The organism is Psychrobacter sp. L7, from assembly GCF_002810365.1.
Taxonomy (GTDB): Bacteria; Pseudomonadota; Gammaproteobacteria; order Pseudomonadales; family Moraxellaceae; genus Psychrobacter; species Psychrobacter celer.
This window is the reverse complement of the sequence record NZ_NEXR01000001.1, coordinates 57,306-69,738: the sequence shown is the minus strand read 5'-3', so window position 1 is coordinate 69,738 and position 12,433 is coordinate 57,306. Positions and strand designations below refer to the sequence as shown.

Here is a 12,433-nt window from a genome sequence, read left to right as displayed (position 1 = left end):
GGTAAACGCAAGATTTGCTATATTAAGTTTGGCTTTGTCAGTCGCTCTTTAGCCGTCTATAATGGGGCTTTTAATTAATGAGAATGATTGTGGATTCTTTTGAGCTGGCGCAAGCCGTACCTGCTACATCTAATACGTCTAATTCATCAGGATTGGCTACGATTGCTGCCATTGCGACGCCGCTTGGGCGCGGCGGCGTCGGCGTAATACGGCTATCAGGTGCGCGTGCCTACGACATTGCGTGTACGCTGACGGGCAAGACAGCATTTATACCGCGCATGGCCAGTTTTTGCCGATTTTATCAAGCGGATGGTACTATCATCGATGAAGGCTTGGTGCTGTACTTCAAAGGCCCGCACTCGTTTACAGGCGAAGATGTGATCGAGCTGCAAGGGCATGGCGGCATGATTTTGCAAAACCAGCTGCTCGCTCGTGTGTTTGAGTTGGGTGCCAAGCAAGCGGGTGCAGGGGAGTTTTCTTACCGCGCCTTTGATAATGATAAGTTGGATCTGGTGCAAGCAGAAGCCATTGCCGATGCCATTGATGCAACCAGTGCGGCAGCAGCGAGCAGTGCCATCCGCTCACTAAGCGGCGAGTTTTCGCAAAAGATCAATCAGCTATTAGAGCAGCTTATTCATTTGCGTTTGCACGTCGAGGCTGCCATCGACTTCCCTGATGAAGAGGACGTTGATTTTTTATCGGATGGCGTGATTCAAGACAAGCTTGAGCAAACACAAGATAAAATCCAGCAAGTACTGGCAACGGCAAAACAAGGCCAGCTGTTACGCGATGGGATTCATGTGGTGTTGGCAGGGCGGCCTAATGCAGGAAAATCAAGCTTGCTTAATCGTCTGGCTGGGCAAGAACGCGCCATCGTGACCAATGTGGCAGGCACCACGCGAGATACGCTACAAGAGACCGTCGTCCTCAACGGCCTGACCTTGCATCTCACCGATACCGCTGGGCTTCGCGATACCGACGACACTGTCGAGCGCATTGGAATTGAGCGCGCGCGTACCGCGATCACGCAAGCCGATATGCTGCTGATGGTCTACGATGTCAGCCGCGACCTTGCAGAAGATAGCACACCTCTACAGCTGGCAGAGCAGCTATTCGGTAAGCTCCCAGAAGCAAAAAAACTACTGATTATCGCCAATAAAAGCGACTTACTCACTGATGCCCACGATAAAGCGCAAATGGCCAACTCACAAGACGAAATCACTCAGCGTGGTTATGAGCAAGTAAATGTTTCATGTGAAACAGGCGCTGGTATCGAGACATTGATCGAAACATTATGTGCTAAGGTTGGTTTTCATCCACCAGAGAATAGTCTCATCGCCCGTACGCGTCATATAGATGCGCTCAGACGGACAGCTGGGCACTTAACAGAAGCGCATGAGCAGCTGACGGTCTTTCAGGCAGGGGAGTTGGTGGCTGAGAGCTTGCGCCAAGCACAACTAAGCCTCGGTGAGATCACCGGAGAGTTTAGTGCTGATGACTTGCTAGGTAAGATATTTGGTAGTTTTTGTATCGGCAAATAATGCTACTGATTGGCTATTTAAGTTCGCGTATTAACTTTTAAAAGTACGTCAGCTATCAAACTCAGCCTCATAAATGACGCCATGTATTCTTAATATCAAAATAAGGAAACGCTATGCACTGCCCTTACTGTAACGCGTCAGATACCAAAGTGATTGACTCGCGTCTGGCGGCAGAGGGTGCGCAGGTGCGTCGCCGCCGCTCGTGCAATAGCTGCCAAGAGCGCTTTACCACCTTTGAGATGGTGGAGGTGGTGATGCCGCGTATCATTAAATCTAGCGGCAAGATTGAGCCTTATGATAATGAAAAGCTGCGCCGTTCTATTTTGTTGCCATTACAAAAGCGCCCCATCACCATTGATGAGCAAGAGGCAATGATTAGCCGAATCGAAAAGCGCGTCAGGCAAATGGGGGAGCGCGAGATTAGTAGTAAGGTGCTGGGCGAGATTATCATGAGTGAGCTAAAGACATTGGACGATGTCGCTTATGTACGCTTTGCCAGTGTGTATCGTGATTTTCAGGATATCGATGCGTTTCATCAAGAGATTGCCAATATTCGCCCCAATGAAAAATAGTCTCTGTCAGTGCCATGGGTGAATGTTCAACACGCCCTACACATTCTTTATAAATGAAGCCAATTCTTATGTCGAATTCTAACCACACGCAAGCTGCACAAGACCGCTATTTTATGATGCTGGCGATTGAGCAAGCTAAGCAAGGATTATACACCACAAGACCCAATCCTGCGGTAGGCTGCGTGATTGTTCAGGCAGGAATGGTGGTCGGGCAAGGGTTTCATCCTAAGGCAGGCCAGCCTCATGCAGAGGTGTTTGCCCTCAAAGACGCAGGTGCGCAAGCGGTTGGTGCCACCGCCTATGTGACTTTAGAGCCTTGTAGCCATACAGGACGTACGCCGCCTTGTGCTTTAGGTTTGATAGAGGCAGGCGTACAGCGCGTAGTGATTGCTGGCCTTGACCCGAACCCGCAAGTAGCGGGGCGCGGCGTACAGCTGTTAGAGCAGGCTGGTATCAATGTGACAGTGGGCGTACTGACAGAGCAAGCAGAAGCATTAAATCGCGGGTTTTTAAAGGCGATGCGTACTCAAATGCCCTACGTTCGGCTGAAGATTGCTACCAGTCTCGATGGCCGTACTGCGATGGCGACAGGAGAGTCAAAATGGATCACCTCGGTAGCGGCTCGTGAGGATGTACAAAAGCTTCGCGCCCTAAGTGGGGCAATTATCACTGGCAGTGAGACCATCGTTACTGATGATCCACAGCTCAACGTGCGCTCTACTCAGTTGGGCGTGCCGGCTGAGCAAGTTCCTACGCCTAAGGTGGTCGTACTCGATAGGCGTCAGCGCTTAGCGCACAACGCACAATCAGAATACCAACTATGCCGCCGCGCAGATACGCTGTATTGGCGTAAGGACGATTTAGCCGAGCTATTAAGGCATCTGGTCAGTGAGCATCAATGCTACGATGTATTGGTAGAGGCGGGTGCTAGCGTCGCAGGTAGCTTTTTATGCCAACAGCTGGTAGACGAGCTGATTGTTTATCAAGCGCCTTGTCTGTTGGGTGCAGCGGCGCAGCCGATGGTGAATTTTCATCCGCTGTCTTTATCTGAACAATTACGTTTTAAAATAAGCGGCCATGAGCAACTCGGCCCTGATCTTAAGCTGACGTTGTATCCTTTATAGACCATAAGTTATAAACACTTTATCCACAAGCCTTGGATATTAAGGTCAAGATACCTGCTTGGTAGATAAGGGGTTAAATAGTTATCTAGATAGTAGACTTCTTGCATAAGTCATCGCTAGCCCTTGCAACTCCGTCAGTGAAAGTCAATAAACTGGTACTTTTGCAAGAGATCTAGTGGCGTTGCCTGAAGGGTATACCTGTTTCACATGAAACTGTGTATAACTCTGTTTCATGTGAAACTAAAAAGGCCCTTGTTTACTGTTTGTTTTATTAATAATCTATAAAAATCATATACTTATATTAATTTTATGCTGTTGGTAGCGTAATAGTAAAAATGCAAAGGTTTGTGGATAACTTTGTATAAAACAAGGATTTATCGCAGACGGGCTTGATTTATTGTTACTTATCCACAACCTATCCCCTTACACGCTTAAAAGACAGGGCTTTTAGGAAATATTTAGATAAAAGCAATGCTCATTCATTGTCTATTGATAAGTAGTCATCATTTAACATTTATCATCTATTGGACGCCATTGTAATAATCGTCACTATTGTTAAACGCTCATAACAGCAAAAAATTAGAATACGAGGTCTCTATGTTTACTGGAATTATAGAAAGTGTTGGAAAAGTCACGTCCATGCAGCCTACTGGCGGCGACATACGCTTGACGATAGAGTCAAGCGAGCTAGACTTTAGTGATGTCAAATTAGGTGACTCTATTGCCTCAAATGGTATCTGCCTCACTGTGGTAGAGATTGGCGATAAATCTTACTCTGTCGATGTTTCACGTGAAACGATTGCTCGTACTGCATTGGAAACCCTAAAGCCTGGAGATATCGTCAATTTGGAAAAAGCGATGCTACCCACCACGCGCTTTGGTGGTCATATCGTTGCAGGTCATGTCGATGGGGTCGGCCGCGTTAGTAAACTACAACAAGACGCGCGCTCTATCTATATCGAGATTGAGATCCCAAAAGAGCTGGCGCATTATACCGCGACCAAAGGCTCTATCACCGTCGATGGCATCAGTCTAACCACCAACCTAGTACGTGATAGTGTGGTTTGCCTCAATATCATCCCGCACACGGCGCAAGTGACCAATATCGCCAAACACTGGTTGGTCGGCAGTAAGGTAAATATCGAGGTAGATATCGTCGCCCGCTATTTGGAACGTCTATTAAATAAGTCGCAAGCTGGTGACATAAACGCACCAAGTCCGCAAAGCCAAATTACCGAGGCATTCTTAGCGGATAATGGCTTTATGAAGTAGTGATAAGCTAAAGCGTAGGTATCGTCGATTCTAAATAAAAGAGTCAGGCATTGATTAACCAGCAAGGCTGATAAACGTTTTCTGGCGTGCCGTTGCTGACAGAGGCTACAAAAACTTCTATCAGCCTTGTTTTTACTATAATCAATTGAAAATAAAACTGTTATATAAGTTTAAACGCGCTACTGGTATAAACTTTACTTGCGTGCTGCGTTCCCAGAGGCTGCGCAAAATTCATCCCAGTAGCGCTACATTCTTTTTAGAGTGCATCGACTATATACGATGCGCACAAAGGCCAGTCAGGTAGCGGGTTAATATTTTGATATTAACCCGCTATTTTTTTGGATATAGATACAGATACAGATATAGATATATTAAGCGGAATTTTAGTGTTTTATCAGATGTTGTAGCACAGCCTCGAGCTTTGTCTTATTGATAGGTTTGGATAAAAACTCGTCCATACCCACTTGTATACAAGCGTCGCGATCCTCGTCTGAGCTGTTCGCGGTTAGGGCGACGATTGCAATATCATCCCCTTGCGCGCGAATCGCTTGCGTGGCTTGTAGCCCATCCATGACTGGCATACGGCAATCCATTAAAATAAGCGAGATATCCTCCCGCTGCGCCTTTAGCTGCTCAAGCGCTTGTTGGCCGTCTTCTGCTACGATACTGCGATAACCCAGTTTACTTAAGATTTTACAGGCGATTTTTTGATTGGTTGGGCTGTCTTCTACCACCAGTATCAGCGGCTCTACGTCATCCTTGTGTAGGGGCGTGGCCACCGTCATGTCGTTTTTTGGCGTTTGGGTGGTCAAGCTTTGCCGAACAGGTAGCGTCAGTCGCGTCAGCTCAGAGAGCAGGAGGGCGCTTTCTAAGGGTTTTAATAAAAAACCATCGCATTGATCCAGCAGGGCAGAGGGTAGACGGCGCTCAGGCTTCATACTACACAAAACCTTAGGCAGTGATTTTTTAGACAATAAGTCATGTAGTGCTTGGCGTCTATCGTTGCTGGCCAGTATCAGGCGCTCTTTGGTTGCCTGTGTCTTTGATGCAAGGCTCTTTGGTGCGGTCTTCGATTCGTTGATAGAGGTCTCGGCGGACAGTTTGTCGCTTTGCTCTGCCACTGGGTCAGAGGGGTTTATGGCGGTGTGGTCAGTGTAGTATTCATAATCCAATAACAAGACGGGCGCTAGGCTCTGGGCGTCTTTGCCAAGCCGCTCGGCCAAGTGCTCGATGGTGGCACTATCAACATCGGTATAGATCGTCGCTGGAATCGATAAATACTGGCACAAGCGGCGCAAGTAATCGGCCAGCAAGGTCTGGTTGACCACGGCGATAAGATGAATATGCTGTAAGTGCTGGTGTGGGTGATAAATCGGCTGATAACTTGGCTGCCGACAAGGCAGATAGAGGTTAAAGGTGCTGCCTTGATTGACCGCGCTTTTTAGCTCAATAAAACCGCCAAGCAAACGGGCAAAACTATTGACGTTATTTAAGCCCAAACCCGCTTCGATACTGTGGTGATAAGCGAGGTTGTTGTGTTGCTGAAGGGACGGGCTTTGTTTATTAAAATAACTCAATAACTGATGCTGTTTGGCGATATCGATACCTGTGCCTGAGTCTTTGATACTAAAACGTACCCAGTAGTGCGGCTGCTGCGCTTTTACCTGTTCATTGATCGGTAGTAGGCTGCCTTTATTGATTTGAGATACTTGCTCAGGACTGATAGCATCGATCGCCAAGGCGACATAGCCTGAGGGAGTAAACTTGATCGCATTATGAAGTAGATTTAAGAGTATCTGGCGCAGGCGTGTATGATCTGTATCGATCACACGTGGACACTCTGGATCAAAGAAATAAATAAGTTCTAGCCCCTGCTGGCGCGCATGATCTATGGCCGCGTCACCCACTTCTTGCCCAAGCTTATAAATATCGACAGGCGCTATGCTCAAGCGGGTTTTTCGAACCTCTATATCGCCGATATCTAGCATGTCGTTGAGCGTGGTGAGCATATAGTGACTGGTTTTTATCAGTGTCTCAAGCGTGTGGTTTTGCTTATCGGTCAAGGTGCTAGGGTCGATAGGCTCGAGTGTGTCTATCAAAGACTCCAGCGGTAGGCGCAGTTTATGCCCCATGATAGAGCGCAGCTCGCTAAACTCATCGATTTTTTGTTGTAATTGTTGGTTTTTTAGCCATAGCTGCTCTGTTTGGTTGGCCAGCTCATTGATATTATTGAGCAAAACGGTAAAGCCATGCACCTGTCCATGCTCACCAAACCATGGCGTCACATGCAGCTGATAGGTTTGTTGGTCTTTTATTCCTAGCACCGTTAGCGTACGCGTGACGCGCAGATTGACCAGTCTTTGTAGCAGCTGTTGGGTGGGGTCGTCTGTGCCAGCGAAAAAGTCTGTCAGCTGCTCGCTGCCACTGCTGTGCGCAGGTCTGATAAAGACTTGTTCAAAACGCTGGTTAAAAAAACTGATTTGACCGTGGCGCATGATCATTGCCATCGGTAATGGTGCTTGCTCAATCAGGCGCTCAAGACGGTGCTTGAGGGTTTTGATGCGCCGATAGTCGTTGTGTAGCTGATAGTTGATACGGCCGAGCGCATGACCTAAGCGTAAAAACTCCCCAGTCGATTGGCTTTCTAAAAATGGCGGCGGGGTATAGGCTTCTTTTGCATTGTCACTCAAATTATCCGTATAACGTAATAGCTGCTCCCAGTTGGTGCGGCGCTTGAGCATGTATAGCAGTGCAGTGATAAACAACCCAATGGCTGCCATCAGTGGCAACCAGTATTTATAAGAGATCCAGTCGATATCAAGCGGCTTATGACGCAATATCATATATATCTGATGGCCACTATCTAGCTCAATGGTGCCTGTCAGATTGCGCGCATTAAGCGAATAAGCGCCATTATTCTGAGCAGAGGCTCTGACAGTCGGGAACGTCACTGTCGAAAATGCAGGCTCGTTCGGACGGGTATCACGATGAATGTATGTCTGTCCGGAGGGCAGCATAAAGATAAGCTGATAGCTGATGCCGTTAAGTGCCGGATGCGCCAAAACTCCCTTTAGCTCATCGTTTCGTAGCACAGCATGCTCAGTGAGCTCGTGTTGTAAGGTAAAAAAAGTATCGACGCTGTGCTGCTGTTGATACTGCCTCATACCATCAAACAACATAACATAATACAGTACTAGCATCACCAGCAATGTTAGGACATAAAAGAACAATAAGCGCTGTAAGGACTGAAACTGTTGCATGAAAGCGAGGTCCTATATCGTCACTTGGCAGGATAAATGTGGCATGACCACTACCATGATAAAGCAGTCAATGTCTTTAATATAACCAATGACGGTTATTTATAGCAAAACAATCGCTGTTTTATTGTCTATAGCGCCTATTATAAAGCGAAAAGACCTCGTAAGTAACGCTGAGTAGGCGCGGTTACAATCATGGCACAATACGCCAAACTCACCTATAATGAAGCACCGAACCCTATATAATGCATGATTATGACGACAATTGCTCCTGCTTCTAAGTTATCCCCCTCATCTAGCCTTGCTGACACGACTTCTAGCACGCCATTACGTGTGGTGTTTGCTGGGACGCCTGAGTTTGCGGCGGTCAGCCTTGAGTCGCTCATTGCCCAGCAACAAGCACTCAACATAGATATTGTGGCGGTTTATACCCAGCCTGATCGCAAAGCGGGCCGCGGGCAAAAACTGGCCGCCTCAGCGGTCAAGCAAGTGGCGCTCGCCCATGATATCGTGGTAGAGCAGCCACCGACCTTTAAAAAATCGAGAACCGAAGGCATGGCAGCCCGCCAGACGCTGCGTAGCTATCAGCCCGATGTGATGATTGTTGCCGCTTATGGGTTGATACTACCTGCGGGCGTACTGACGACACCCACTTATGGCTGTCTTAATATTCATGCTTCGCTACTGCCGCGCTGGCGTGGTGCAGCGCCCATTCATCGTGCGCTCTTGGCAGGCGATAGTGAGACTGGCATTACCATTATGCAGATGGATCAGGGACTAGACACCGGTGACATGCTCTACAAAGTCAGTGCGCCTATCACCGCTGATGACACGGCAGCCAGCCTACACGACAAAATGGCAACATTGGGCGCGGACGCCATCGGTACTGTGTTAAAGGATTTGGCGCACTACCAAGCCCAAGCCGCCGCGCAAGATGACAGTCAAGCCAATTACGCCGAAAAGCTTGTCAAAACCGAAGGCGAGATTGACTGGGCACAACCGGCGGCGACGATTGAGCGTCAAATTCGTGGTCTGACACCGTGGCCAGGCGCTTATACTTTTTTCAATGGTCAACGTGTCAAGATTTTGGCCAGCCTACCGGTCAACCCCTCGCAGCAAACCGAACTGCCCGCTGGTACCATCATCAGTGTCGGACGCAAAGCGATATTGGTCGCTTGTGGCAAAGACGATAGCTTGGCGGCCAGTCATACTGAGCAGGCAAGCGGGACATTGGCCATTACTCATCTGCAGTTTGCAGGTGGCAAGCCGATGACAGCAGAGCAAGTCTGCCATGGCAACCAATTAAATGATGGCGACCAGTTCACCAAAGAATCAAACTAATTCAATTAAGCTTCATGTACTTTAGTTATAAGTTATCTAACCTTTATCAGACGCTATCGCGCATACGTCAAGGAACAGCAACTCAATGAGACATCCCAGCCCCGCGTCTAAAAATCATAAACCCTCAAGCAACCTGATTATGAATGGCAGTGTCCGCGTACGAGTCATACGTACCTTGTTGGCCATTCAAAATGGGCAGTCGTTGGCAAGCGTTCTTGATCCTTTGCTCAATAGCTTGCACGATGGTGATAAAGGGTTTGCCCATGCGCTACTTTTGACGACCTTACGCCAGTGGCATGCGCTGGCGCGGCTGCTGGATAGCTTGGCGGACAACCCCGTCGAGGAAGTTGAAGTTCGTACTACCATTCAGGTCGGTCTGGTGCAGCTACTGTATTTAGAGGTCGCTGACCACGCCGCGATACACGAAACGGTGGAGGCGGCAAAAGAGGTCGGCTTTGCTCATGCAACTGGCCTTATCAATGCCATCCTGCGTAAGGTCGCCAAAAACCCCAATAAGTTTCGCAAAAAATGCAATAAAAACCACAGCCTGCCGAACTGGCTTGCTTATCAGCTCAAGCAAGACTGGAGCGAGCAGTATGATGCGCTGACACAAGGACTGCGGCAGTCAGCCCCGATGTTTTTACGAGTAAACGCGGCGGCCACCTCAGTTGCAGAGTATCAAGAAGTGCTAGATGGGGCAGAGATTGAGACAGAGTTGACCGAGCTTAGCACGGGTTTTTGTCTACCCAGTGCCTCTAACGTTGCACCCCTCACCCTAGCGACTACAGGTCTGCGGCTACGCCAAAGCACTGCTGTCAGCGCCTTGCCTGACTTCGCTGACGGCATCGTGAGTGTACAAGACATGCACGCGCAGCTTGCGGCACCGATTATTCATCGTGCTTTGATGAGTAAGGTGAGCGCTGATAAGTCTCAGGCGGGCTTAGATAATCATGAGCTGCATATCCTAGATGCTTGCGCGGCACCTGGGGGCAAACTGGCGCATTGGCTAGAATTATTGAGCTCTGAAGATGCGTCAGTCTTGTTTCACGTGAAACAAGATAATACAGCAGCGACATCAGCGCCTACGGGCATCAAGCTCACCGCCATCGATAATGAAGCATCGCGTATCGAGCGTATCTATGACAACCTAAAGCGCCTTAACTTTACCCAGACAGACTTGGCACAAAGTAGCAGAGGTATCGCTCTAGATATCGTCTGCGCCGATGCAACCTGCTGGCGCAGCACTGGTGCGTCTAAAAAGCAAGATTCTGCTAAAAACAGCGGTGTATTTGATGCTATATTACTGGATTCGCCTTGTACGGCGACCGGCGTGATTCGTCGTCATCCAGATATCAGCATTTTGCGTACCGAAGAGGACGTCGAGCAGACTGCGTTATTGCAAGCAGAGATTTTGCAAAACCTATGGCCACAGCTCAAAGTCGGCGGTTACTTGTTATATGTGACTTGCTCTATTTTAAAACAAGAAAACGTCCTGCAAATGCAAGACTTTGTCAGTCGTCATGACGATGCGGCGGTGGTTGCGTTTACCGAGGCGTGTAGTTGGGGTATCGAACAGGCGATCGGGCGTCAGTGCTTGCCGATAGATCGCGAGGGTGGCGATGGTTTTTATTATGCGCTGCTACAGAAGACAATGGCATAAAACTGCTGAATAAACCGTTTTAAATATTGAAAAAATCATTGTAGACAGGACAATCTCATGAAATATATCAGTACCCGTGGTCAGACAGCACCGATGGATTTTAGTGATGTGCTTTTGATGGGGCTTGCGCCAGATGGCGGTTTGATGCTGCCTGAGCAGTATCCGAGCATTGATAGCGCTACCCTTGATGAGTGGCGTACGCTGAGCTATCCGCAGCTTGCCATGGCGATTATGCAGCGTTTTGCCACGGATATCCCGGCCACTGATTTGCAAGATATCATCGAGCGTACTTATACCGCTGACGTCTTTGGCTCTGATGAGATTGTCCCTGTCCGCAAACTTGAAGACGACCTGTATATTTTGGGATTGTCCAATGGTCCGACGCTGGCATTTAAAGACGTAGCTATGCAGTTTTTGGGCAATGCCTTTGAATACGTGCTAAAAAAGAAAGGCGCGCGGATTACCATCATTGGTGCCACCAGTGGTGATACGGGTAGTGCCGCGGAGTATGCGCTACGCGGTAAAGAAAACATCGAAGTCTTTATGCTGTCACCGCATGGCAAGATGAGTGAGTTTCAGCGTGCGCAGATGTATAGTTTGACTGATGACAATATCCATAATATCGCCATCGACGGTATGTTTGATGACTGTCAAGATATCGTCAAAGCGCTGCAACAGGACGCGGCATTCAAAGCCGCTTATAATCTCGGTACGGTGAACTCGATCAACTGGGGCCGTATTCTGGCGCAAATTGTGTATTACTTTAAGGCCTATTTTGCCGTCACCACAAGCAATGACGAAAAAATCAGCTTTAGCGTACCATCGGGCAATTTTGGCAATATTTGTGCCGGTCATATTGCTCGTGAGATGGGGCTGCCAGTCGATCGCCTTATCGTCGCCACCAACGAAAACGATGTGCTCAATGATTTCTTTAATCAAGGTGCCTACCAGCCGCGCCCAGCTGAGCAGACTTACGTGACCTCTAGCCCATCGATGGATATCTCAAAAGCCTCTAACTTTGAGCGTTTTGTCTATTTACTGCTCGATAAAGACAGCGCGCGCGTCCATGAGCTATTTGAAGGGGTGAAAGCCGGCCAAGGGTTTGATTTGTCTGATTTAAAAGATAGGGTCAATACTCGCTACGGTTTTGCCGCTGGCAAGTCCACCCATAGCGACCGCTTACAGACCATCAAGGCGCTTTATGAGCAGCATGGTGAGTTGGTCGATCCGCACACTGCCGACGGTATTAAAGTCGCTAAAGAACTACAACGCGCAGGTGAAGTTATCGTATGTGCCGAGACTGCCTTGCCGGTGAAGTTTGCCGATACCATTGTTGAAGCTGTTGGGCAAATAGAGATTGCTCGTCCAGCCCATACCGAGGGGCTAGAGGATTTGCCGCAGCATGTCGTGGTATTAAACAACGACCCTGAGCTGGTCGCTGAACAAATTCGTCAACATGTAACGGCAAATCCAGCGTAATTAATAGAGGTATTTAACGCTCATTGTAAAAAGTAAATCTAGGAAATCATCCACATAAAGGTTACGCCATTGTAATAAAGTGTTTATGATTGTGTTATGGTGGATATAATTGTAATATGAGAAACAGCGTCGGCAGGTCTTCATCGTGCTAGACGCTTTTTTAGCCATAAACATCAGTCAATTACAA

The 12,433-nt window shown here is 48.2% G+C and carries 8 protein-coding genes; 7 read left to right on the top strand and 1 reads right to left on the bottom strand.

What is annotated here, in order from left to right:
- Positions 1-83 precede the first annotated feature (83 nt).
- The 4 genes from mnmE (at position 84) to CAP50_RS00265 (ending at position 4,509) form a co-directional block, all read left to right on the top strand.
- The gene (gene mnmE / locus CAP50_RS00280; protein WP_241900588.1) at positions 84-1,541 is read left to right on the top strand and encodes a tRNA uridine-5-carboxymethylaminomethyl(34) synthesis GTPase MnmE; all 1,458 of its coding nucleotides are present in this window, start codon (positions 84-86) and stop codon (positions 1,539-1,541) included.
- Between the two features lie 113 nt (positions 1,542-1,654).
- Positions 1,655-2,113 (top strand): transcriptional regulator NrdR, encoded by a 459-nt coding sequence (gene nrdR, locus CAP50_RS00275; RefSeq protein ID WP_058369796.1) that lies wholly within the window; start codon positions 1,655-1,657, stop codon positions 2,111-2,113.
- Between the two features lie 68 nt (positions 2,114-2,181).
- Entirely contained in the window at positions 2,182-3,237 is a 1,056-nt protein-coding gene (ribD, locus tag CAP50_RS00270) for a bifunctional diaminohydroxyphosphoribosylaminopyrimidine deaminase/5-amino-6-(5-phosphoribosylamino)uracil reductase RibD (RefSeq protein WP_100748593.1), read from the top strand.
- 597 nt (positions 3,238-3,834) lie between these two features.
- A complete protein-coding gene (locus CAP50_RS00265; RefSeq protein WP_075101296.1) occupies positions 3,835-4,509 on the top strand; it encodes a riboflavin synthase in 675 nt (224 codons plus the stop codon).
- 383 nt (positions 4,510-4,892) lie between these two features.
- On the opposite strand, the gene CAP50_RS00260 is transcribed toward CAP50_RS00265, so the two are convergent.
- Entirely contained in the window at positions 4,893-7,769 is a 2,877-nt protein-coding gene (locus CAP50_RS00260; RefSeq protein WP_100748592.1) for a response regulator, read from the bottom strand.
- Positions 7,770-8,021: 252 nt separating this feature from the next.
- Between CAP50_RS00260 and fmt the strand changes: the two genes are divergently transcribed.
- The 3 genes from fmt (at position 8,022) to thrC (ending at position 12,246) form a co-directional block, all read left to right on the top strand.
- A complete protein-coding gene (gene fmt / locus CAP50_RS00255) occupies positions 8,022-9,107 on the top strand; it encodes a methionyl-tRNA formyltransferase (RefSeq protein WP_100748949.1) in 1,086 nt (361 codons plus the stop codon).
- An 85-nt stretch (positions 9,108-9,192) separates the two neighbouring features.
- The gene (locus tag CAP50_RS00250) at positions 9,193-10,767 is read left to right on the top strand and encodes a transcription antitermination factor NusB (protein WP_100748591.1); all 1,575 of its coding nucleotides are present in this window, start codon (positions 9,193-9,195) and stop codon (positions 10,765-10,767) included.
- 57 nt (positions 10,768-10,824) lie between these two features.
- A complete protein-coding gene (gene thrC / locus CAP50_RS00245) occupies positions 10,825-12,246 on the top strand; it encodes a threonine synthase (RefSeq protein WP_100748590.1) in 1,422 nt (473 codons plus the stop codon).
- Positions 12,247-12,433 lie beyond the last annotated feature (187 nt).

Bases quoted from the DNA above. Each gene is read 5' to 3' on its own strand.
- mnmE (WP_241900588.1), top strand. From the start codon at position 84: ATGATTGTGGATTCTTTTGAGCTGGCGCAAGCCGTACCTGCTACATCT.
- nrdR (WP_058369796.1), top strand. From the start codon at position 1,655: ATGCACTGCCCTTACTGTAACGCGTCAGATACCAAAGTGATTGACTCG.
- ribD (WP_100748593.1), top strand. From the start codon at position 2,182: ATGTCGAATTCTAACCACACGCAAGCTGCACAAGACCGCTATTTTATG.
- CAP50_RS00265 (WP_075101296.1), top strand. From the start codon at position 3,835: ATGTTTACTGGAATTATAGAAAGTGTTGGAAAAGTCACGTCCATGCAG.
- CAP50_RS00260 (WP_100748592.1), bottom strand. From the start codon at position 7,769: ATGCAACAGTTTCAGTCCTTACAGCGCTTATTGTTCTTTTATGTCCTA.
- fmt (WP_100748949.1), top strand. From the start codon at position 8,022: ATGACGACAATTGCTCCTGCTTCTAAGTTATCCCCCTCATCTAGCCTT.
- CAP50_RS00250 (WP_100748591.1), top strand. From the start codon at position 9,193: ATGAGACATCCCAGCCCCGCGTCTAAAAATCATAAACCCTCAAGCAAC.
- thrC (WP_100748590.1), top strand. From the start codon at position 10,825: ATGAAATATATCAGTACCCGTGGTCAGACAGCACCGATGGATTTTAGT.